20 protein-coding genes are annotated in these 21948 nt (G+C 51.8%); 12 read left to right on the top strand and 8 right to left on the bottom strand.

Annotated features, from left to right (window positions below; translation table 11 throughout):
* The first annotated feature begins 33 nt into the window (after positions 1-33).
* The 5 genes from WMW72_RS04365 to WMW72_RS04345 all read left to right on the top strand — a co-directional run bounded on the left by WMW72_RS04365 (position 34) and on the right by WMW72_RS04345 (position 7110).
* Positions 34-1704, top strand: coding sequence for a type 2 periplasmic-binding domain-containing protein (locus WMW72_RS04365; RefSeq protein WP_341414199.1), 1671 nt, complete (start codon positions 34-36; stop codon positions 1702-1704).
* A 75-nt stretch (positions 1705-1779) separates the two neighbouring features.
* Positions 1780-2685: an ABC transporter permease gene (locus WMW72_RS04360; RefSeq protein ID WP_341414198.1), complete on the top strand. Its 906-nt coding sequence runs from the start codon at positions 1780-1782 to the stop codon at positions 2683-2685.
* 15 nt (positions 2686-2700) lie between these two features.
* Complete coding sequence (locus WMW72_RS04355; protein WP_341414197.1) at positions 2701-3594, top strand: carbohydrate ABC transporter permease; 894 nt, start codon at positions 2701-2703, stop codon at positions 3592-3594.
* A gap of 33 nt (positions 3595-3627) precedes the next feature.
* The gene (locus WMW72_RS04350) at positions 3628-4899 is read left to right on the top strand and encodes an MGH1-like glycoside hydrolase domain-containing protein (protein ID WP_341414196.1); all 1272 of its coding nucleotides are present in this window, start codon (positions 3628-3630) and stop codon (positions 4897-4899) included.
* Between the two features lie 225 nt (positions 4900-5124).
* Entirely contained in the window at positions 5125-7110 is a 1986-nt protein-coding gene (locus WMW72_RS04345; protein ID WP_341414195.1) for a Na+/H+ antiporter, read from the top strand.
* 719 nt (positions 7111-7829) lie between these two features.
* Here the strand turns inward: WMW72_RS04345 and WMW72_RS04340 are convergent.
* The 3 genes from WMW72_RS04340 to WMW72_RS04330 are packed head-to-tail and all read right to left on the bottom strand — an operon-like array spanning position 7830 to position 10070.
* Positions 7830-8723, bottom strand: coding sequence for an RnfABCDGE type electron transport complex subunit D (locus WMW72_RS04340; RefSeq protein ID WP_341414194.1), 894 nt, complete (start codon positions 8721-8723; stop codon positions 7830-7832).
* On the bottom strand, positions 8716-9639 hold the full coding sequence (locus WMW72_RS04335; protein ID WP_341414193.1) for an FAD:protein FMN transferase: 924 nt from the start codon (positions 9637-9639) through the stop codon (positions 8716-8718). The genes WMW72_RS04340 and WMW72_RS04335 overlap by 8 nt, the downstream gene beginning before the upstream one ends.
* Positions 9639-10070 carry an FMN-binding protein gene (locus tag WMW72_RS04330; protein WP_341414192.1) on the bottom strand — a complete coding sequence of 144 codons (432 nt, stop codon included), beginning with the start codon at positions 10068-10070 and terminating at the stop codon, positions 9639-9641. Before WMW72_RS04330 ends, WMW72_RS04335 begins: the two co-directional genes overlap by 1 nt.
* 182 nt (positions 10071-10252) lie before the next feature.
* On the opposite strand from WMW72_RS04330, the gene WMW72_RS04325 reads away from it, so the two are divergent.
* From WMW72_RS04325 to WMW72_RS04305, 5 genes are all read left to right on the top strand, one after another.
* On the top strand, positions 10253-10951 hold the full coding sequence (locus WMW72_RS04325; RefSeq protein WP_341414191.1) for a response regulator transcription factor: 699 nt from the start codon (positions 10253-10255) through the stop codon (positions 10949-10951).
* The gene (locus WMW72_RS04320) at positions 10944-12281 is read left to right on the top strand and encodes a sensor histidine kinase (RefSeq protein WP_341414190.1); all 1338 of its coding nucleotides are present in this window, start codon (positions 10944-10946) and stop codon (positions 12279-12281) included. Before WMW72_RS04325 ends, WMW72_RS04320 begins: the two co-directional genes overlap by 8 nt.
* Complete coding sequence (locus WMW72_RS04315; protein WP_341414189.1) at positions 12271-12747, top strand: DUF2231 domain-containing protein; 477 nt, start codon at positions 12271-12273, stop codon at positions 12745-12747. The genes WMW72_RS04320 and WMW72_RS04315 overlap by 11 nt, the downstream gene beginning before the upstream one ends.
* Before the next feature lie 517 nt (positions 12748-13264).
* Positions 13265-13474 (top strand): TroA family protein, encoded by a 210-nt coding sequence (locus WMW72_RS04310; protein ID WP_341414188.1) that lies wholly within the window; start codon positions 13265-13267, stop codon positions 13472-13474.
* A 71-nt stretch (positions 13475-13545) separates the two neighbouring features.
* A complete protein-coding gene (locus WMW72_RS04305) occupies positions 13546-13722 on the top strand; it encodes a hypothetical protein (protein ID WP_341414187.1) in 177 nt (58 codons plus the stop codon).
* 120 nt (positions 13723-13842) lie between these two features.
* Here the strand turns inward: WMW72_RS04305 and WMW72_RS04300 are convergent, their stop codons facing one another.
* The 5 genes from WMW72_RS04300 to WMW72_RS04280 form a co-directional block, all read right to left on the bottom strand.
* Complete coding sequence (locus WMW72_RS04300) at positions 13843-14922, bottom strand: LLM class flavin-dependent oxidoreductase (RefSeq protein ID WP_341414186.1); 1080 nt, start codon at positions 14920-14922, stop codon at positions 13843-13845.
* Positions 14923-14953: 31 nt separating this feature from the next.
* Entirely contained in the window at positions 14954-15589 is a 636-nt protein-coding gene (locus WMW72_RS04295) for an FMN-dependent NADH-azoreductase (protein ID WP_341414185.1), read from the bottom strand.
* A 45-nt stretch (positions 15590-15634) separates the two neighbouring features.
* Positions 15635-15988, bottom strand: coding sequence for a DoxX family protein (locus WMW72_RS04290; protein WP_341414184.1), 354 nt, complete (start codon positions 15986-15988; stop codon positions 15635-15637).
* A 23-nt stretch (positions 15989-16011) separates the two neighbouring features.
* On the bottom strand, positions 16012-16455 hold the full coding sequence (locus WMW72_RS04285) for a MarR family winged helix-turn-helix transcriptional regulator (protein ID WP_341414183.1): 444 nt from the start codon (positions 16453-16455) through the stop codon (positions 16012-16014).
* 265 nt (positions 16456-16720) lie between these two features.
* Positions 16721-18823, bottom strand: coding sequence for a stalk domain-containing protein (locus WMW72_RS04280; protein WP_341414182.1), 2103 nt, complete (start codon positions 18821-18823; stop codon positions 16721-16723).
* A gap of 256 nt (positions 18824-19079) precedes the next feature.
* On the opposite strand from WMW72_RS04280, the gene WMW72_RS04275 reads away from it, so the two are divergent.
* Complete coding sequence (locus WMW72_RS04275) at positions 19080-20741, top strand: helix-turn-helix domain-containing protein (RefSeq protein WP_341414181.1); 1662 nt, start codon at positions 19080-19082, stop codon at positions 20739-20741.
* Positions 20742-20937: 196 nt separating this feature from the next.
* Entirely contained in the window at positions 20938-21891 is a 954-nt protein-coding gene (locus WMW72_RS04270) for an iron-hydroxamate ABC transporter substrate-binding protein (RefSeq protein WP_341414180.1), read from the top strand.
* Positions 21892-21948: the final 57 nt, after the last annotated feature.

Below are 21948 nucleotides of genomic sequence, written 5' to 3'. Positions count from 1 at the left end.
GGCAAGCTAAACAACAAAGGGGGATGAAATAGCATGAAGCAAGTCAAACGCGTGTCCATGGTTCTGACATCACTACTCCTGAGCACTGGCGTTTTGTCCGCCTGCTCCAAGCCGGGCAACGAAACGACGAGTGGAAACCCAGGACCCAGCCACGAGCAGGCCGGTAAAGCGAACGAGTTCGGATGGGTGATCCCCGAGAAGACGATATCCATCGATTATTATCAGGCGGAGAAAGGAAACCCCGATAAAGTTAACAAGAAGCAGCAGGCGATCCATCAATACTTGCTTGACAAGTTCAATGTGGATGTCAAGAAGACGCAGTATGACGTCGATCCGAAGGAAAAGCTCAACCTGATGCTCGCATCCTCCGACTATCCGGGCGTCATTGCGGCTATGGATAGCGATACCATAGACAAATGGAGAGTGCAGAACAAGCTGATTGACCTCGCTCCGCTGGTGGATAAGTACGGTCCCAACATCAAGAAGGAGCTAGGCGACCGATACAAATCTTATCTCGATAAAGACGGGAAGCTCTGGGGCCTGCCGCGCGGCTGGGGGCTGCTGCCAATCCCGGATTTCAGCGCACATATCCGCTGGGATTGGTATACGGCGATGGGATCTCCGAAGATTGAAACGCCGGATGATTACTACAATGTGCTGAAGAAGATGGTTCAGGACCACCCGACGAATCCCAAGGGAGAGAAGACCTACGCCATCTCCTGGATCGATAATATCAACCTGAACAGTGTGATGGGCATCTGGGGCATTAACGAAGGGTTCAAGGAAGACGCCAATCATAATCTGACTCACTGGCTGAATACGCCGGAAGGTTTGCAAGCGGTGCAGTACTTCAACCGCTTCTACCGGGAGGGGCTTATGGACCCGGATAGCTTCCTTAACAAGTTCGACGATTGGAAGCTGAAGTTTTCCAACGAGCGGGTGATCGGACATATCGGTTCCTGGTGGCAGTCTTGGAACGCCGGACATGAAGTATGGAAAACGACGGTTCCGAACTTCAACGACAATATGCGCTATGTGCAGATCGGTCTTAAAGCTCCAGGCGCTGAAAAGGCTTACTTATCCACGAAGGATACGAGCGGCTGGAACTACACGGTGCTGACCGACAAGGTGAAAAATCCGGAAGACATTATCAAATTCCTCGATTTCGAGATGACGCCGATGGGCACACGCCTGCTGGGCTGGGGAATCCCGAACCTGCCGGATTCTCTGTGGAACTACGAAGGAAACGGCAAATGGACGTTTAACGAAAGCCAGAAGCAGCTGATGCTGTCGGGTAAGTTCGAGTACGATAAGGCCGATGAAGTGACGGGCAATAACCAGATCTGGCTGACTCACCCGCAAGGGCTGCTGAGCGACGATCACAAGAGCACCGCCTGGTTCGATCAGAACTTCAATCAGGAAGACAAATGGAAATCGCTGATGATGTCCAATCTGAAGGATACGATCTTTGACAATACGGCAAGAAAAGTGGTATTCAGCACGACGAATCCGCTGACCATCAAAAATCAGCAAATTGATGAGCTGGTGAAAAAAGGCTTCGCCAAAGCGGTCATGAGCAAGACGGAGGAAGAGGCCGTCAATAACTTTAATGATATGCGGGATAAAGCCAATAAGATTGGACTGAAAGAAATCGAAGCTTTCCGTACGCAGGAATACAAGAAAAATCTTCAAGTTATGAAATAAACCCAAGGGGGGAATGGTCGAGAATCCCATTCCCCTTTGTGTTTCCATCTTAGGTAAGCGGGGAGTGTCAGTTGTATGACGGGTTTATGGAGACGTGTGAGCAGAGAGAGGCAGCTCTGGCTTCTGTCTGTACCTATGATCATCTGGGTGTTGACATTTGCCTATTACCCCATGTACGGGTTAATCATCGCGTTTGAGAATTACGTGCCAGGCCAGCCGATCTTGGGCAATTGGGTAGGGCTGGACAATTTTATCCGCTTCTTCATGGAGCCTGATTTCGGCCTTATTATGCGTAATACACTAGGCATCAGCTTATTGAACTTACTCGTCGGCTTTCCGGCGCCGATCGTGCTCGCTCTGCTGCTGAATGAAGCAAGGAACCGGATGTTCAAGAAGACGATTCAATCCTTATCCTATATTCCATACTTTATATCCTGGGTCGTGGTTGCCAATATTCTGTTCACCTTGCTCGGCAGTGACGGGATTGTGAACGAGCTGCTGCTGAAGCTGGGCCTGATCGACCAGCCCACGCAGTTTCTGGCGGAGGGGAAATATTTCTGGACGATTCTGGTATCCAGCAACGTCTGGAAGGACGTTGGATTCAACTCGATTATTTATTTGTCGGCCATGGCCGGTATCGACAAGGAGCTTTACGAAGCGGGCAAGGTCGATGGGCTGGGACGTTTCGGTCTCATCCGCCACATTACGCTGCCGGGCATCCGCTCGACGGCTGTGCTGTTGTTCATCTTGTCCATCGGCAGTATCCTGAATGCCGGATTTGAGCAGCAATTGCTGATCGGCAGTCCGGTTACGAGGGATTATTACGAGGTCATCGATACGTACGTGTACCGCTTCGGCGTGCAGCTTGGCAACTACTCGTATGGAGCGGCTGTCGGACTTATGAAGAGCCTCATCGGCGTGTGCCTGGTTGTTATCGCCAACCGGCTATCGAAGCGCTATCTAGAATCATCCATTTTCTAAATAGGAGGGATCTCCGTGCAACGTTCTATTCGAACTCCGCTTCCGCAGTTAGCGGTAGATGCCTTCATTGTCATCGTTCTGGTTATTTTCGGATTCGTGGTGATCTATCCATTCATCAATCTATTGGCGCTTTCCTTGAACGATGGAAGCGACGCGGCGCGCGGAGGCATTTATTTCTTCCCGCGAAAGTTCTCGCTTGCCGCTTATGAGATGCTGTTCCAGAACGATAAGCTGTTCAAGGGACTGGCCTGGTCGGCCTTGAGGGTGGCCGTGGGCACGGTAACATGCCTATTCGTGACCGGCTTACTCGCTTATATTATTAGCATCCGCAGCTTTTCGGGGCGTAAGATGATGCGAATTCTTTTCTTCGTGACGATGTACTTCAACGGTGGCTTGATTCCGACATATCTGCTGATGGTCAAGCTGCAATTGGTGAATTCCTTCCATGTGTACTGGATTCCCAGCCTTATTAATGCTTACTTCATGCTGCTGATGGCTTCGTATATCTCCGATCTGCCGGAAGCGCTGTTCGAATCGGCCAGGATCGATGGAGCGAGCGAATTCAAGATTTATCGGAGCATCGTCATCCCGGTGGCAATGCCGGTGTTTGCCGCGGTCTCCATCTATTCCGCCGTGTCGCACTGGAATTCATGGTTCGATGTTATGTTGTATAATTCCAACGGGAAGTTCGATACGCTTCAAGTGTATCTCAGGCGACTTCTGCTGGAGGTGGAGGCGACCGAGCAAATCCGTGACCAGCAGCTGGTGCTTCGCAAGTTCCAGAGCTTGTCGCCTCTGACGCTCCGGGCGGCTACAACCATTGTGGTGACAGCTCCGATTCTGCTGATCTATCCGTTCCTGCAAAAATACTTCATAGGCGGCATTACGCTAGGTTCTGTCAAGGGGTAAGTGAATGTTCCGCTTAGAAAGGGTGTTAACATCTTGTCCATCCCAAGCCAATTTGTCCTTCGCTCGTCTTCACCCGTGCTTCAGGCTGCTGCCGAATGGGCCAAGGAGCAAGCGCTGGCCTATGCTTCCGCCAGTGACCCCGTCGGTCTGTGGTACGAGGCGGCGCTTCCAGGCCGCGAAGCCTTCTGCATGCGCGATGTTGCACATATGAGTACGGGCGCAGCCGCGCTCGGCCTCGGGGCATATACGAAAAACATGTTGTTCCAGTTCGCCAGGTACATCTCGGAATCCAAAGATTGGTGCACGTACTGGGAGATTACCAAGGATGGATTGCCTTGTCCCGATGACTATACGAATGACGATGACTTCTGGTACAATCTGCCCGCTAATTTCGATGTGATCGATTGCTGCTGGAGGCAGTACCTGTGGTCAGGAGATCCTGACTACTTGACGGATGAGCGTTTGTTAAACTTCTATGAGAAAAGCCTGACGGCCTATATCAGCCGTTGGGACCGCGATGGAGATGGCATTCCCGAGCAGCAGCCGGGAGAAGGAAGACGGGGGATTGCTTCATATATGGAAGATTCCCTGGGACCGAAAATCGCAGGCGATCTGGTTGCGGCCCAATACGCGGCTTATACCGGTTACAGCCGGATCGCCGAGCTGCGCGGCTGGACGGCCAAGGCGTCTGAATACCGGACCAAGGCGGAGAACCTGCAGAGTCTCTATGACAGCTCCTGGTGGGATGCGTCCCGTCAGCGCTATTATGGGGCCATGCTGCAGAATGGCAGTTTCCATCCGGACTATTACAACTCCGGCAGCTTTCTTCCGCTGTACTATGGGCTGATCGACTCGGAGGAGAGAAGAGAGCACGCGCTGCGGGATGTCAAGGGAAACCAAGTGGCCAACGTCGAGGAAATGTCCTACCTCCCGGATATTTTGTATGCGATGGGCGAGAAGGAAGCCGCGTATCGGATCATTCTGGAGCTCTGCGATCCGCTCACCCCGCGCAGGGAATATCCGGAAGTCTCGTATACGGCGATTGGCAATCTGGTCACCGGACTGTTAGGCGTGAAGCCGCTGGCCGAGCAGTATCTGATCCAGGTGAATCCTCAGCTTCCCGAAGAGCTTGAGTGGGTAGAGGCACAAGGGATAGCCGTATTCAACCATCTTATCGGTCTGCGCGTAGATAACGAATCGGTGACGATAACCAATGAGCAAGGAGCTGCTGTTCAGGTCAGCTATGCGGGCCAAGTCGCAGAGCTTCAGCCGGGACAACAGTTGAAATTCGTGAGAAACGGCTGATGCCGCACAACCAAAAATCCTTCCGGCAGACAGGCAGACCGGGAGGATTTTTTTCCTTATCCGATGATGCCGCTATATGTCTACTGAGGTGAAGAAGGGATGATTTCTTATAAGCAAAGGAATAGCCGATCGCAAGATAGCGCATACTGAATATCTGCCAAATGTTCTGACCAATGAATGGAAGAACATAGAACGATGCTATAAGCTTGCAGAAGGAGCGGCGCGATGGAACTTTTTTTACTCGTACTCATCATGCTGGGGTTGATCGGCGTATCCAATGTAGTCAACCGCTTTGTGCCCTTTATCCCGATTCCGTTGATCCAGATCGCGCTGGGTGTGATTATCGCGCTGACTCCGGCCGCAGAGCAGGTGGAGCTGAATCCTGAGCTCTTTTTTGTGCTTTTCATAGCGCCGCTGCTGTTCAATGACGGGAAGCGGACACCGCGGGAAGAGCTGTGGAAGCTGCGTGCTCCGATTCTGCTGCTGGCGCTTGGGCTTGTGCTGGCCACGGTCTTTACAGTCGGACCGTTTATCCACTGGCTCATCCCGGATATCCCGCTGGCTGCAGCTTTTGCGCTGGCCGCGATTTTGTCGCCTACGGACGCGGTTGCCGTCGGATCGCTGGCAGGGAGAATTCGCTTGCCGGGCCGTATTATGCGTCTGCTGGAAGGCGAAGCGCTGATGAATGACGCGTCCGGTCTCGTCGCATTTAAATTTGCTATTGGGGCTGCCGTAACGGGCCTGTTTTCTGTGTCTGAGGCGGCTGTCAGCTTTGTCCTAATCGCTGTTGGCGGCTTGTTGATGGGAGCGCTCACCGCATTCCTGCTGATCTGGCTGCGCGTGTACATCCGGCGGCTGGGGATGGAGGATGTCACGGTACATATGCTGGTTCTGATTATGACTCCCTTTATCATTTATCTGATCGCTGAAGAGGTCGGGGTCTCCGGCATCTTGGCTGTTGTAGCCGGAGGTATCGTGAGTGCGATAGAACGCGACCGCAGTGAGTCGGCATCCGCTGAGCTGCGGATCGTGTCTGAGAATACTTGGTCGGTCATCCTGTTTATATTAAACGGCCTTGTTTTTATTATACTGGGTCTGGAAATTCCGAGTGTCGCATCCGTTATCATCCAAGACCAGGCCTACGAGAACGGGCGGGTCGTCGGATATATTTTCCTCATCACAGTCGTCTTGCTGGCACTCCGATTTGTCTGGGTGTATCTGTTCGCCTCGGGCCGCAATCTGCATACTTCGTTATTAACCGCACTCTCCGGAGTTCGCGGAGCGGTTACGCTGGCAGGTGCCTTCTCGATTCCTCTAATCATCACGGGAGGGGGGCCGTTTCCGCAACGTGATCTGATCATTTTTCTGTCTGCCGGGGTTATTCTCCTGACACTCGTAGTGGCGAGCGGTCTGCTGCCGCTGCTGTCCAAGCAGCCCAAGGAGGATTCGGCATCGGGTCAGGCCGCCTCGGAAAGCTCCGTCCAGATCCAGGTGCTGGAGGCTGGCCTTAAAACCTTGCGTGAGCATATCACGGATGACAACAGGCCCGCGGCCTTGTCGATCATTACCCAATATCACCAGCAGCTCCAGTGGCTCCGAAACAAGCAGCATGGAGGGATCTTCGATATTCGAAAGAAGATGGTGGAGCTGCGGCTGCAGGCGCTGCGTACGGAAGAAAAAACAGTCCGCCGCTGGCTGGAGGAAGGCCGGATCTCCGGAGAACTGGCCCAGCCTTTTCAATATGCCTTGAAGCAGACGGAACTGATCCTATCCAATCGTCTCAAATTTCTCGTTGTCATGGTCATACTGAGCATCAGCCGCCTGTTCAAGCGCCAGTCCGCAGCTAGCCGGATAGGCCACTGGTCCGAACAGGATTGGAGACAGGTGAAGGAAATGAAAATCCAGTGCATCAACGAGGCCGTGGATATGGTCAAGTGCGGCATCAATGATAAGAACCGCGATGCTTCGTTGTCTGTTATCGCGCATTACCGGGAATTCGAAGAGATGCTTCGAGCAGGGAAGCGGCTTTCCTCCATGAGCGGGGAGATTAAGAACCAGAAGAAGGATCTCCAGATCAAAGCCTTGCAAACCGAGCGAAATGTCATCCAGAAGTTATATGAGAAAGGTGAAATCGACCATTCCATGGCAAGCAAGCTGCGGTCATTTCTGAATTATCGGGAGGCCAGTGTGTTTGAGCAGGATCATATGTAGAGCTAGAAGGGGTGACGGATAAAGCTTCGTCCAAGCTTATCGTTTCGTGTCAGGTGTCATGATCCGATCCTGCTCTACCTACATCATCCGCTATGGAGGCCCTCTCTCGGATGTCACGATTTCTAGCGTAGGCTTCTAAGCAAATACGGTGCCGTCATTGTCGCTTCATCGACGATGGCGGTTTTTCTTGTGAGGCACCATCGCAATGCTTATTCATTGAAGTACAGAGAACGAGATTGGAACTTAGGCTAAAAATCGGAGGAATCGATGTTGTACACTATATATGGCACAAGCCAACCTTGCCTTGCTATCGCGGACCACAGCAGTAGCAAGCATCCGAAACGATGAGCGGAAACATAATCAAATGTTCCACAGAATTTATCGAGACTTTACGGGGCAGACGCTTGTGACGCCTACAAACGTGGAATTCGTCCGACCCAGGTCGTATATGGATGGAATCCAGAGAGCTATATTTGGAGAACTCGCTGCGGTAGAAAGATATCGTGACATACGTGCGGGCATGCCTACCCGATATTATAGGGATGGATATGGTATTTGAGATATTAACCGATGAGCTGAAGCATGCCAGCAAGTACAACTATTTGTTGCATCAAACACAGCACGAAAGCTGGTGAGTTATAGTACATCATGAAGCTTATATAGAATATGCCGTTCGCCAGGGTATCGACTGCTGCGATCCGGCATATTCTATTGTTTATCTATAAAGCGTGCTGTTGATCTGGGGACTTGGTGCTGCGGGAGATGTGGGATGGATCGGAGGTTCGTTTGACCATCGTGATAACGGCATGCCAGAGGTTCGCGGCAAGGAGTCCCACGAGCAGGAACGATAAGCCTCCAAGTTTAAGATTTATCCAGATGCTTACGCATGCCGCAACCGTCGCAAACAACACTTGTTCCCATGGCTTGCTAGGGGAAGTGGGAGGATCGGTGAGCATAAAGAACGAAAAAAACAGCAATGAATTGATGAAGGGAACGCGAAACATATCGCTGACATCGGCCGCCCCTAGCAAAGCAATCAGCAGATAGGCCGAAAAGCAAAGACCGAGAAAAGTAAAGACCAGCAGAAATTTACGAACCCGGAATATCGTCCAGTAGCCGCCTGCCAGGAGCAGAGGAAGCCACCAGACCGATAGATCGGGAAGTCCCCCCCACCAGTCTTCCCCAGTGGAAAAAAGCCAAAGCACGGCAAGCAGTCCGCAAGCCGCAGGATTGAAGATCGGTCGTTTGCCTAATGTAAGCAGATGCTTGAGTACGATGGCGATTACCGCAGCCAGGCACACAATCATCGAAGAGGCAGAGGGGCTGGCTACCAGTCCAATAATGATACCAGTGAGCAGGGCTCCTGTCGGAACAAGCTGCTTTCTTCGCTGTATACGCAAGACGGCATAATCAAGTAATGCAGCAGCAGCGGCTGCTACACTTATATTGAACAAGCCTTGGTAGGTGGAGGTTACGCAGGAGGCCGTCACCGCCATTACGGCCAGTACAATTGTGAGTACGCCTTTCGGCGTTCTGAGAAACACCGTTTTTTTTCTTCGACGATTCGAATGATCCTTTGGCGGAAGCTGATCTTTTCTATCCATGCTATTCATAGAGAAACCTCCTCATTTGAGTAGTCGTGGCTATGTCCTGCGCTGAGGAAATCACAAGTCCCTCTATGTTCATAGTTTCGAGCAGCTGCAGTCCGCGCTTCTGACCCAATAAAAATACAGCTGTTGAGAGTCCGTCCGCGAGCATGGCATAGGGTGCGACGACCGTACAACTGAGCAGCTCCTGGCTGGAAGCTTCTGTATACGGATCAAGCAGATGGTGGGTTGAATCGTCCGACGGGCTTCTTCGCTCATAAGAACCCGAAGTACACACGGCCATGTCCGAAATCTGCAGGGTACGGATCTGTTGGCCGGGTTGGTGCGGATGGCGTATGCCGATACGCCAGGGATTCCCCAGCTCATTGTAACCGTGGGCCAGTAAGTCTCCTCCGGCATTAATGAGATAACCCTCATGTCCTTCTAACTCTTTGTTGGCCCAATCGACAGCCAGCCCCTTGGCCACCGCACCCAGATCGAGCAGCAGGGGCTTCCACAGAGTAACGGTTCGGTCCTGCTCATCCAGTGTAAAATCTCGGTATGAAACGGGCGTCGATGGAAATGGCAAGGGAGGAGGTGTGCATCCGGTCAAATAATGACGGGCAAAGCCCTTACGCTCAAGCAGCTCGCCCACGGTCGGATCAAAGACCCCTTCCGTCGTCTCGGCCAGCTGTCTGGCAAAACGCAGCGCTTCGAACAGCACCGCACTGACCGGCTGGGCGACTCCTGGCTTTAGGGAAAGCCGTCGAAGCTCACTGTTCTCGTCAAATCGGCTGCAGGCAGTCTCTACCGACCGGAAAGCGGTGAAAGCACGTTCGATGCCCGCAACTATCGTTTCTCTCGAATGAGAAGAGACGCATTGAACGGTAATGACCGTATCCATGCAAATGGAAGAGCGTGTGACGGAGTGCATGGTTGCCATCACGTCTGCTCCGCTTGGCGAAGCGCTGCCAGCACGGCGTTAATGAAGTCCTCCGAGCTGCGCGTTGCTCCGCTTACCGTGTCGATTTGAGCGCTTTGCCGGGCGATAACTTCTCCGGGCAAGGCATCAATGTACCGCTCAGGGTATCGCGTTGCGCTCCGTGTGATTTCTACCGCGGTTATTTTGCCATGCGTAATAGTCACGTCAACATCGACTGTTCCAAAGCGATTGGTGCCGGATCCTGCAAAGGTACCATCCTTGTATTTCGACTTGGCCACGCTTTGCTCGGCTACCTTATCGTTTCCTTGGATGGCTGTTTTTTCTGCGGCGTGGAGGGTTGCCATAGGCTGAGTAACCGAATACCCGGCGGTATAAATGATGCCTATGGCGGTGGAGCACAGTAGAATAAGAGCTTTGCCGTTAGCGGCCATACGATCATCTCCTATGGGATAGCTGATAGGTAATCGGGCGATGCCTTATCATCATAAAATTCGGCGTATGAAAAAATCATGAAATTCCGGATAATAGAAAAAAGAACATCGGATGAGCTTTCATTATTTTTTCATGAAATTTCTCTTACAATATTCCAATCACGAGCAAAGAAGGGTTATACATGCGCATTCTATTGGTAGAAGACGACACCAAGCTTGGCTTCCTAATTCATTACAAACTAGGTTACGAAGGACATCAGGTAGACTGGGCTCAAAATGCGGAGGAAGCAGAAGCGTTTATTGGCGCAGGGGAATATGATGTCTATCTGTTGGATTGGATGCTCCCTGGAAAAAGCGGTCTTGCTCTATGCAAGGAGTGGAGGGAACGGCAGGATAAGACAGCTGTCCTGATGCTGACCGCACGCGATGCGATTCAGGATAGGGTCAATGGCCTCACACAGGGGGCGGATGATTATTTGGTAAAGCCCTTTGCTTTCGAGGAGTTGTTTGCCCGTCTTTTCGCGCTGGACCGGCGCAAACAGACAAGTAGCTATGAAGAAGCTTACTCGCTTAACGGACTGAGCTTGAATCCGGTGACGCAAGAGGTAGCGAGAGATGGAATCCCGGTCTATTTGACGAAGCGGGAGCTGAATCTGCTTGCTTTTATGATGAGACATCCGGGTGAAGTACTCTCCAGAGAGCGGATCTTGAACTATGTATGGGGCAGCGGGAGCGAAGTCACCCTGAATGCGGTTGATGCCACCATCAAGCTACTGCGGAAGAAGATCGACGAGCCTTTCGGGTTTAAGATGGTTCAAAGCGTCCACGGCAGAGGCTACCGTCTGGTCGAAGCCGATCAAGGGCTAGACGCCGATGATTAGACAAACGCGCCGCAGGCTGCTGCTCACCTACAGCAGTATACTTGCTCTAATCCTTGTGGTCATGGCGGTTTCTTTTTATTTGATTCTATCGGGAGTTGTCACTAGGGACGAGCATAGTCGACTGGAGAAGGCTGGAAAGAAAACGGTGCAGGAATGGCTTCATCATACGACTGGCGCCAGTTCGAAAGAGAGCGTAGATCATCCTAGGGCAGAAGGTATGGAATGGAAGTTTTTTCAAAGTGATCAGTTTGCTGTCGTCTACGATGACCAGGGCCGAATCATCTCCACCTCGGGCGACCGTAACCCTCTCATGGCGGCAGACTTGAGCCGGCAGCTCTTGCAAGCCGGAGAGAGTTCTCCTTATCTTCGCATGGAGCATCAAGCCTTGGAAGGCCACAATGTGTATGCGGTCTATCGGGCGGACCCCCATGACGGGAGAGGAAGCGTCATTTTCATCGCCGAGGACGTCACGAGACATGTCAGCCTTCTTCGTGAGATGAAATGGCTGATTTTCGGCCTAACGATCTTACTACTTCTTCTGGCATCCGTCATCGGGCATATATTTGCGGGCCGGGCGATGGTTCCGATCATTCGTTCCCTCCAAAGACAGCAGGAATTTACCGCGGACGCCTCGCATGAGCTGCGAACGCCGCTAAGTGTGCTGCGATCTTCCGTAGAAATTCTGGAGGAGCAGAGAGAGCAGCTTCCGGGTCTACATCAAACCGTTCTGGCTCAGATGAAAGATGAGATTATTCGGATGATTCGTCTAACTGAGCAACTGCTTCTGCTTGCCCGAGGCGATTCGGGTATGCTGCAGCTTAGACAAGAATCCTTCGATTTGCATCAAGCCGTATATGCCGTCACAGAACGGATGAAGACGCTTGCCAGTGAAAAGAAGATAGACGTCCGTCTAGAGGATAGTCTGCCGGAAGGAGAGTTTTTATTCCAGGGCGATCCCGATCAACTCAGTCAGCTGCTTTATATTTTGTTGGACAATGCCATCAAATATTCGTCAGTGGGTGGGGTTGTAACCGTGTTAGCAAGCAAGAACGGAGATTCGGAAGTGGAACTATCTATACAAGACAAGGGGTGCGGGATTCCTACGGAAAATCTGTCCCATCTATTCGAACGTTTCTACCGCATTGACAAAGCAAGGTCGCGTCAGTGGGGAGGCACAGGCTTGGGGCTAGCCATCGCGGCGCAGATTGTCCGTCATCATGGGGGACAAATTCAAGTAACAAGTCAAATCAATCAAGGCTCGACGTTTACGGTTACCTTGCCGCTTTACAAAACCATTCACGGGCAAAGGGGAAATAACCATGCTCTCTGAGATTCTTACCCATTCGCATGCCATTCTAGTCCATTTTCCGATTGCGGTCATCGTTATCGGTCTATGCTATGACGTCTTTCACGGATGGAGGAGCCGGGCTGTGCCGCCGAAGCAGGGGATGTGGCTATGGGTTATCGCAGCGCTGAGTGCCTGGTTGTCGGTCGCCACCGGACCTGAAGAGGAAGCCAGAGGAAACACTGCTTATCTGAGTGCTCACTCAACGCTTGCCAACATCACAGCTTGGGCCGTTACATTGCTCGTCGTATGGCGGATTTGGCGAGCTTGGAGAGGGAATCGCCCCTTCGCGGGATTCTTGCTGGCTGGCTATCTGCTCCTGTCCATCGCCTCATGCGCACTCGTTCTAGGGGCAGGTTACTATGGCGGGAAAATGGTGTATTCCGATGGAATCGGTGTGCAAGTAAATGGAACCGCTATTAATCCACCGAAGGCTAGGCCACATAGGTAAATCGCTAGGTCTTCTGTGGATAAAACTTCAGGGAGAACCACTGACGGTTGCGGAATATTCTATGACGGGGGCTGGCAGCAACCTTAGTTTTTTCATTGAACAAGACTGACTCCAATTATGTTACAATAGTTGGAAGTGGTTAGATTGATATGTTGAGCACCGATCTCCAAGGCACATGTGCTTGTTGTTCAAAAGTGCGAATGTGAAGCTCCCATGAAACCCCCGGGTCCTTCGCACCTCGAAATTTGTCGAATTCATGGTGAAATGATGCGACTCACTAAAAGTCAAGCTGTGATCTATATGTATTTGGCATAAGTAGTTTGAAATCAGCTTCATTTATGATCGAATATGGATGATTAATGTGTATTTTTGCTGTCGCACTCCGTATGGAGTGCATTATATTGCCGGACTTCTTCCAGGAAGAAACCGCTGTATCCTATGAAAAGATCGCCCCTACCGTGACGGTAGCCTGGGCGGCGACCCGGATGTGATCCAGACGCTGCGAACGATGGGCGATATGAATAAAAAGCAGGAAGCGGATCTCTGGATTGCCAAGTTCGAACAAAAGCTTCAACGTGTCCGGGACAAGCTTGCTATTCAGATTAAGCCGGGTACGACAGGGCTCAGTTTTATTATTTACAAGGGGGAGGCCTTAGTAGGAGGCGAGACCGGCACATTGGGCGAGTTGATCTACAAAGATTTCGGATTTCAGATGCCGAAATGGTAAGTCGATGGCCAATGGGGGTGGCGTCGTTTCGCTGGAGAATATGGTCGCCCATCCTGCGGACTATTACTTTAATGACGGAAGAAGAGCTGCCTAAGATGATGGAGCTGTTCCAATCTCCTCTGTACAAGACGATTCCCGCCGTCAAAAATAACCGCATCTACAATGTGTCGAGAGAAAAATGGAACTCGGGTCCGTACCTCGTGGAGGAGGGCGTTGACCAGTTGATGGGTCAATTGAGCAAACAATAAGCAAAAAGAAAGCTCACAACTCGATTTTCCTGGTAGGGATAATCGAGTTGTGAGCTTTCTTCATTTTAGGTAGTCCATATTTAGATCAAGTTACCTCGCTGCCGCTCGCTGCGCGTGGGCTTATTTACCGCTTTCGGTACGAGCCAGCTCTTTGCGCACGATGGGCGCTACCTTGGTGCCGAGCAGCTCGATCGAACGCAGAACATCACGGTGCGGGAGCGACTCGCTGTCAACGTGCAGGAAGAAACGCGTGACGCCCAGATTGCGGCGCAGCAGCACGATTTTCTCCGCGACGTATTCTGGATCACCTACATAAAGGCACCCGCGGAGGCCGCATTCTTCATCGAATGTCGCACGGTTATATTGTCCGGCCCAGCCCCGTTCGCGGCCGATCTTGTTCATGACATGGAGCCTGCCTGGGTAGAACAGATCCATGGCCTTCTGGCTCGTATCGGCGACGATGCCGTGCGAATGCGTGGCAATCTGCAGCTTGCTTGCATCATGCCCCGCTTGTGCGGCAGCTCGCTTGTACAGATCGACGAGCGGCGCGAACCGTTCCGGCATACCGCCGATGATCGCGTAGGCGATCGGCAAGCCGAGCATGCCGGAGCGTATGGATGACTGTGCGTTGCCGCCGGTCGCGATCCACACGGGTAGCGGCTGCTGGACGGCTCGTGGATAAACACCCAGATTGTCGATGGCCGGCCGATGCCGGCTGGCGGGCCAGGATACCTTCTCGGACTCGCGGATAGCGAGCAGCAGCTGGAGCTTCTCGTCGTATAATTCGTCGTAGTCGTCCAGGCTGTATCCGAAGAGCGGGAAGGACTCGATGAATGAACCACGGCCCGCCATAATCTCGGAGCGACCGTTCGAGAGGGCATCCAGTGTCGCGAACTGCTGATAAACGCGAACCGGATCGTCCGAGGACAAAACCGTAACAGCACTGGTCAGCCGGATATGCTTCGTTTGCGTCGCTGCTGCGGCTAGTATAACCGGGGGAGCGGAAGCCGCGAAATCCGTCCGGTGATGCTCGCCGATGCCATAGACGTCAAGGCCGACCTGATCGGCCAGAACAATCTCTTCCACGGCTCGACGCAGACGTTCCGCATGACTGACGCTCTCGCCATTCACCGGCTTCGCCGAAGCCTCCAGAAACGTGCTGATCCCGATCTCCATCTGTATACCCGATTGATCGGACATGAGGTTGTCCTCCTTTCAAATCAAGTTTTATTTAGAATTGTTTGGCCACGGTTCTTGCTCGAGCAATGGCATTTTCTTTAATCGTCTGTGCTTGGTCAGGCTTCGCGGCCATACCCTCGACAAAAATACCTTCCAATGAAGGGATACCGAGGAATTGTGCGATCTTCTGCAAATAACTATGTCCGCTTTCGAAGCTGGCAGCAGGTCCTTCGGAGTAGACTCCGCCACTAGCTTGAATATGGACGGCTTTTTTGTCGGTGAGAAGTCCTACGGGACCATTTTCGGTATATTTAAAGGTTTTGCCCGCAATACATACGGCATCGATGTAGGCTTTCAGAACAGGAGGGAATGAAAAGTTCCACATCGGAGACACAAATACATATTTATCGGCTGCAATAAATTGCTCCACCAGCTCATTCAAACGACCTACCTTGGCCTTCTCGGCTTCTGAAAGCTGGTCGAAAGCGGAACCGGAACGAAGCTTGCCCCAGCCGCTGAAAACATCTGCATCGATATGCGGAATATTCAATTGGTACAAGTCCAAATGAATGACTTCATCGTTTGGATGCGCCTCTCGATAAGCGTCAATAAATTCTTTACCGACTGCAACGCTGTAGGAGGCTTGGTGATCGTTTGGATGTGCTTGGATATACAATACGGTTGTCATAGGTTTGTTCGTCCCTTCATGTTGTCGTCAGATGAGTCTTGCTAATTATTTGGCTGCTCGCTTTCCAATGAAAACGACCACGCTCAGGATAAGAAGAATGAAGGCAGGCAGAGCAGCTCCTATACCTTGACCCGCATTTAAATGTGAGAACACAGCGCCAGCCATCAGTAAGGCGAGACCCCCGGAAGCGAGTAACCCAATTCTGGACTTCCAGAATCCGACTACAAGTCCAATAGCCCCAATTACTTCGCATAAACCTACAAAGTACATCAATTCCAATGAATAACCAAAGCTAGTGAAGGTTTGAACCTGCATGGCATCGCCGGTCAGCTTCATCAGACCAAATGCGATAAAACCAAGCACAAGCAAACCTTGTAGAATACGAATAACCCATTTCATAGCCTGTACAGCTCTCCCTAATTTTATAAATGTTGTGCACCCAGTCCGATTTTCTTCAATAAATCAATTAATTGTTCTTTTTCTTCGTTGCTGATAAAGGATACATTTTGCGAGATTGTTGCCGTGTGCTTTGGGAAAATTTCATTAAACAAAGCCGTTCCTTGATCGGTCAACACAACGATAAAGCCCCTGCGGTCGGTCGGGCTGGCTTCTCTTTTCACTAAGCCCTTCTTCTCCAGCTTATCAACCACGTAGGTGATGCTTCCGCTTGGAATCTTCAACCTTTCGCTGATTTTCTGCACAGGATGGGGGCCTTTGCTATAGAGCAACTCTAAAATCATGAAGTTTTCCGGTGTAAGATTGTGATTGTCAATGTCCTTGCGAATGTTCTCAAATACGGACATGGAGGCATTTCGCCACACGCGAAATAATCTTAAATCCAACTCGTTTTGTTCCTGCTGGTTCATGCCATTCACCTCAACGTTTATATGGCACCGTTATTGCCCTTTTTCGGCTTATCGATACAAGGGATAACTGCTCGGTTTTCATGTTCGCGATGTTTGCTTAGTTTTCACATCCTTTCTTACAAATATAGAAACTAATTATCCTAACAATAGATATCCTAAAGTTAGTATATTTATATCCTACAACTAGGATTTATGGTTGTCAACTGTTTTTATGCTAGAGCAACAAAAGAAAGCGCCCCGAAGGACGCTTCTCATTACAGCAGCTCTACATTCCGGATGAAGACTCCCATTGCGCCTGAGCTTCCATGCGCCACTTGGCCAGCTGTTCTCGAGAGGGCTGCAGCGCGGTCCCTGTGGACGATACCAGGACGAGCCGCGATTCGGAATCCCAGTCGACGCGGCCGTTGAGCGCCTCTATAATGGCACGGGCAGGGATGAAGACGCTGTTATGGATCAATTGAGGAGGTACCTCCAGGTTAGCCGGCCGGCCGTTCCACACAGCCTCGGTACTGTCCAAGGTGAGTTCGATTCGGGAAGTACCCCTGGATGCTACGGTCTTCCTAGTCTCCGGTAGCCACTCCACGGTGGCCCCAAGCGCCTCGAGCAGCGCACGAATCGGGACTAGTGTACTGCCATCCCGGATGACGGGAAGCGGCCCGGTCTTCAGCAGCTGCCCGTCAAGCACGATGGCCGCTTCGTACCGGATGCGCTCTGGAGAGGCCAGCACCTCATCCACCCAGGTAGTCTTCGAGGGAAGAGGCTCACTCAGGGGCTCTCCGATAAAATTCAGCCACTTGCCGGTTCGGGCGTCTAGGACAGGGGGCTGCCCGGTGTAGAACAGCGGTACCTCGGGTCTAACAACCAGCTGGTACTGGAGCTCCGCCTGCGAGGATTTTTTCCATTGATATTGAAGCTCCACATCATACAGCTTAAGCAATGCGTGCTTCGCCTTCTCCTCCGCGGCCAGCGCGTCTTCATTCGCGGGGATATGCTCTTGAGACATATACAGGCCGCTGATCATAGAGATGATCTGACCACTGTCAGCCTGGACCTCTACGGTGACGGTCTCCCGATCCACCATCATCCCGTTAGCGAGCCGGTTGAATGTAAACTGATAGAGCGGGCGATAGCTCTGATTGAACCATACCCCGCTTTCTGCTAGCTGGTGTACCAGGGCGGGCATGGCTTTTTTCAGAAAATCTGTCGCCTTTTCACGTGCTTCCTGCTCAGAAATCAGAGGCCCTGCTGTCTGAAGATCGATACCTTCTTCGTTCCACCTGCCGTACCCGATGATCTGACCGGTGTTGTTCGGGTCGAAATTGACGAGATGCTGCTCGCTTCCGTGATCCTTGGCGCTTGTCGTCAGCCGGTATACCTTCTCCTCCGGAGTCACGACCTCCACGGGCTTAGTGGGACCCAACAGCTTCTCCGCACGCTCCAGCATCTGGGCATAGCTAAGGTCCGCTGCAGTCGTCCAAGGCTCCAATGGAGCTTTCCCGATAGGCTTCAGATCGCGGATTCCGTGATTATAATTTCGATCGGAAGAAAAGTTGCCCGTCATTGCATCCATATTTTTCTGCCATAGCGTATAGACCGGCTCGAGTCGATTGTTCGTATTCAAGTAATACAAGCTTGGCCGGGTCTGATCGAGGAAAATGGCCTTGGCCTCGGCTTCCTTCATAACGGAGGACGGGTCAGGAAACTCCATGGCGCTCCAGTCCAAATCATAGCCCACCGGTTCACCGGCCTGGTTTACCCAGACGGTGCATCGGTTCTGATCGTAGCGGATGCCGTTCACGATCTGATCGAAACGAACCTTGTACAGCGACTTGTCATCGCTGCGCGTGCTGTAGGCGGATTCGGGATAGGGGTTTATTGCCCATTTCGTATCGACGCCCCAAGTCTTCGCTTGTACAAAAGCCTGGGCGATCGCGGCAGCTTGGGTACCATCAATCGTTTTCTCAGCGTTCTTATTCTCCTGCTGGGAATGCTCCCGCGCAGATAGAAGGATAAGGCTCCCATTCTCTGCGGAGATGTCGACGGAATAAGAGCTTTGCCAGTTGCCGTTGGCGTCTTTATCCGGCGTATGAAGCTGTACCATCCAAACCGCACCGTCAAGCAAATTGGCCAGGTGAACCTCTCCGACAGCTGCGTTGCCCGGGATGACCGGGAGGCTGCGAGCGATCGCGACGGCTTGGTCTTCCGTGATCAGGGGCTGCTTAGCTTCCGTTTCGGCGCTATACGCAGTGGGGAGGCTTGCCAAGGTTGGACCGCATACCAGCAAGGCCGTCAACATGAAGGCCGGTATCAGAAAGGACCGCGGACTTTGAACCTTCGGGCTAACCCGGTTACGAGGCTTGAACTTCATCAATGCTTCTCACACTCCATCATCAGAATGGCTCAATGAATTAACGTGTGAAAAAGTGAGAAGTTGCTTATATTTGTAAAAAAACAGAAAAATTACATTCCGCACCTTTATAACTCTGAACATGGCGAATGTTGGTGTATGCTAGAGTCAAGACTCAAGAGTCGGGAAGGGAACGATAGTAAAATCGATGGTATAATAGGTTGCAAAGGTCTACAGGACCGGTGCGCATATTTTGTAGCCATGGAGGGCTTTGGTGATGAACAATTTGGTCTCGGAGTGGGCAGAATCTCACTTTCCGTTATATACAGCCGTCGGCATTCATTCGCTTTATACCACTTCGAATCTGCCCATATTCAAAATCCAAGAGAGTCACACCGTGCTGCTGATCATAGCCGGCGGCAAGGGGATTCTGCGGATCAATGATCAGACCTGGGAGCTCAGCGAGGGAAATGTTGTGCTGCTTCCGGCACATGGCCAAGCGGCATTAATCACAAATCCCCTTCATCCGCTCCACGCCTACAAGCTGACGATCGGCATCCGGGAGCCTATGCAGCCTGCGCAGGCGGGTGTCATCGTGCGTAGCAGTGAGGTGGTCTTCAGTGCAAGCTTCCAGCTATTGGCGAACGAACCTTCGATGGTGTCGCAGGTGGAGGAGTTGTACCTGCATCGGTCACCGGCGGATGAGGCCCGTCATGTGGAGAATCAGATTCTGTTTCACCAAATCCTGCTGCAGCTGCTGAAGAAGCGGGATGCTAAGTATGCGGCCAGTGAGCAGCCCTCCATGGAGCGCAGCATAACTTATCTGGAGAACCACTTTGTTCACAAAATAACGCGTGAGCAGTTAGCCGAGATGGCCGGCATCACTCCGTCGCACTACTCGATCCTATTCAAGCAGCTTAAGGGCTTCTCCCCCAAGGAATATTTATCGCGGCTGCGCGTCCATCGGGCCATAGAGTTGATGATTGGCGGCTCATTGACGCTAAGGGAAATTGCACTTCAGGTAGGGTACAAGGATGAATTTTATCTCAGCCGCCGCTTTAAGCAGCAGACCGGGGCAGCGCCATCCGCGTACAATCGTCTTTCCCCGCAGCGCGTAGCCGTGCTGCTTACTCCCTATGCCAGTCACCTGCTGCTGCTGGGCGTAGAGCCAGCGGTTACGATCTCGGATAACAGTGAGTACGTGAATATCCCCGATATTCAGCTGCCGTCTACGATGAAGTTTGTCAATACGGACAGTTCGGCTCAACAGGTGAAGTCGGTCTTGCTGGAGAATCGGATCGAGCTGATTCTTGCAGCCAAGCAGCATTTGCATCAATATGGGCTGAACCACATGCAGCTCAGAGCAGTCGCCCCTGTGATCGAGATCGAATGGATGGAGATGGGGTGGAAGGAGCATCTGCGGCTGATCGCGCGGGCCGTTCAGCAAAGCGAGAGGGCAGAGCGGTGGCTGGCTGATTTCGAACAGGAGGAGCGGTCCGCACGCTTACAGTTACAGCAAAGCTCTGGCGAAGCCGCTAAGGAGGTTGTGACCATCCTGGTGCTCCGGCCCGAGGAACTGCTCGTATATGGCGCGCGGAACGTCGGGTATGTGATCTATCAGTCGCTGGGTCTGCGGCCACCGCCCAAGATCGAGCGTGAGATGCAGGAGAAGAAGGACCAGTTTCATTCGATTCCGATCGGGCTGCCGGAGCTCGCCGATTATGCAGGAGACCGATTGCTGGTCATTGTGTTTCCCGATGAGAAGGGCTCCACCGCGCATGCGGAATCGATCTTTCAATCCGCTGAATGGAACAAGCTCTCCGCTGTACGAAACAATCGCGTGCACCATCTTGAGGAGGAAGCATGGATCCCGTACAATCCGGTTTCGATTCGTTTGCAGCTGCAGCGTGCGGTAGGGCTATGGACTGACCATCAATAGTCCAAGCTTCTTTCCCAACAAAAAGGCATGGCTAAGCACAAAAACGGCTCCTATAATAAGGTATGTCATTGAGAATCATATTCACGGAATGTCGCAGCAAGGCATTGGATTTGGTCCATATCCTTTCTGCTCATTTTTTTGGCTTTCACTGAAAATGATTATCATTATCTTTAAAAAAGGGAGAGAAATACATTATATGAGAAAGCTTTTCATTCCAGTCGTCGCTTGCATGCTCGTCATTCTAAGCGCTTGCGGCGGCAGTCAGACCCCTCAGGACGTTAAAGGAAACGGCGAGACCTCTGCTGCTGCTCCGGCGTCTAACGACAAGAAATCCGGCACCGTGACTTACCAATCCGAGAGCGGACCGGTTGAGGTTCCCGCTAATCCGCAGCGCGTTGTCGTGCTGACCCGGTTCCTGACGGGTAATGTCATGGCGCTTGGTGTGCCTCTAGTAGGGGTAGATCAAATGTCCAAGACCAACCCTAGATTCGAAGAGAAGCTGAAAAACGTGACCACGGTTTCCGACGAGAGTCTGGAGAAAATTATGGAGCTGCAGCCGGATCTGATTATCGGACTCTCGGGCATTAAGAATATCGATCAATTCAAGAAAATCGCTCCAACGGTCACTTATACCTATGGCAAAGTCGACTACTTGACACAGCAGCTGGAGATCGGCAAGCTGCTGGGCAAAGAGAAGGAAGCGAAGGCGTGGGCGGACGACTTCAAAGCAAGAGCCCAAAAGGCTGGCGAAGCCATCCGGGCCAAGGTCGGGAATAATGCGACGGTATCGGTCATCGAGACATTCAACAAGCAGTTGTACGTATATGGGTACAACTTTGGCCGCGGCACGGAGATTCTCTATGGGGAGTTCAAGCTGGGCATGCCTGAGAAGGTTCAATCCGCGACGAACAAAGAAGGCTTCTTCGCCGTATCGACGGAAGTCTTGAAGGACTACATGGGCGATTATGTCATCTTCAGCAAGAATGCAGATGAGGATAATTCTTTCCAGAGCACGAATGTGTACAAGAGTCTTCCGGCTGTCAAGGACAACCATGTTTTCGAGGCGGATGCGAAGGCGTTCTACTTTAACGACCCGCTGAGCCTGGAGTACCAATTAGAATTTTTCAAGAAAAGCTTTCTTGTCCAATAAAAAGCTTGCTCAACATCCGGCAGATCCCGTGTACAGATGAAAACAGTTAAGCGGCCT

The organism is Paenibacillus filicis, assembly GCF_038070315.1.
GTDB classification, from domain to species: Bacteria; Bacillota; Bacilli; order Paenibacillales; family NBRC-103111; genus Paenibacillus_G; species Paenibacillus_G filicis.
This window is presented reverse-complemented; position numbering and strand designations above follow the sequence as displayed.

What these genes read in the sequence shown, in the direction of transcription:
- WMW72_RS04365 (WP_341414199.1), top strand. Translation starts at nt 34, where the DNA reads ATGAAGCAAGTCAAACGCGTGTCCATGGTTCTGACATCACTACTCCTG.
- WMW72_RS04360 (WP_341414198.1), top strand. Translation starts at nt 1,780, where the DNA reads ATGACGGGTTTATGGAGACGTGTGAGCAGAGAGAGGCAGCTCTGGCTT.
- WMW72_RS04345 (WP_341414195.1), top strand. Translation starts at nt 5,125, where the DNA reads ATGGAACTTTTTTTACTCGTACTCATCATGCTGGGGTTGATCGGCGTA.
- WMW72_RS04340 (WP_341414194.1), bottom strand. Translation starts at nt 8,723, where the DNA reads ATGAATAGCATGGATAGAAAAGATCAGCTTCCGCCAAAGGATCATTCG.
- WMW72_RS04335 (WP_341414193.1), bottom strand. Translation starts at nt 9,639, where the DNA reads ATGGCAACCATGCACTCCGTCACACGCTCTTCCATTTGCATGGATACG.
- WMW72_RS04330 (WP_341414192.1), bottom strand. Translation starts at nt 10,070, where the DNA reads ATGGCCGCTAACGGCAAAGCTCTTATTCTACTGTGCTCCACCGCCATA.
- WMW72_RS04325 (WP_341414191.1), top strand. Translation starts at nt 10,253, where the DNA reads ATGCGCATTCTATTGGTAGAAGACGACACCAAGCTTGGCTTCCTAATT.
- WMW72_RS04320 (WP_341414190.1), top strand. Translation starts at nt 10,944, where the DNA reads ATGATTAGACAAACGCGCCGCAGGCTGCTGCTCACCTACAGCAGTATA.
- WMW72_RS04315 (WP_341414189.1), top strand. Translation starts at nt 12,271, where the DNA reads ATGCTCTCTGAGATTCTTACCCATTCGCATGCCATTCTAGTCCATTTT.
- WMW72_RS04310 (WP_341414188.1), top strand. Translation starts at nt 13,265, where the DNA reads ATGAATAAAAAGCAGGAAGCGGATCTCTGGATTGCCAAGTTCGAACAA.
- WMW72_RS04305 (WP_341414187.1), top strand. Translation starts at nt 13,546, where the DNA reads ATGACGGAAGAAGAGCTGCCTAAGATGATGGAGCTGTTCCAATCTCCT.
- WMW72_RS04300 (WP_341414186.1), bottom strand. Translation starts at nt 14,922, where the DNA reads ATGTCCGATCAATCGGGTATACAGATGGAGATCGGGATCAGCACGTTT.
- WMW72_RS04295 (WP_341414185.1), bottom strand. Translation starts at nt 15,589, where the DNA reads ATGACAACCGTATTGTATATCCAAGCACATCCAAACGATCACCAAGCC.
- WMW72_RS04290 (WP_341414184.1), bottom strand. Translation starts at nt 15,988, where the DNA reads ATGAAATGGGTTATTCGTATTCTACAAGGTTTGCTTGTGCTTGGTTTT.
- WMW72_RS04285 (WP_341414183.1), bottom strand. Translation starts at nt 16,455, where the DNA reads ATGAACCAGCAGGAACAAAACGAGTTGGATTTAAGATTATTTCGCGTG.
- WMW72_RS04280 (WP_341414182.1), bottom strand. Translation starts at nt 18,823, where the DNA reads ATGAAGTTCAAGCCTCGTAACCGGGTTAGCCCGAAGGTTCAAAGTCCG.
- WMW72_RS04275 (WP_341414181.1), top strand. Translation starts at nt 19,080, where the DNA reads ATGAACAATTTGGTCTCGGAGTGGGCAGAATCTCACTTTCCGTTATAT.
- WMW72_RS04270 (WP_341414180.1), top strand. Translation starts at nt 20,938, where the DNA reads ATGAGAAAGCTTTTCATTCCAGTCGTCGCTTGCATGCTCGTCATTCTA.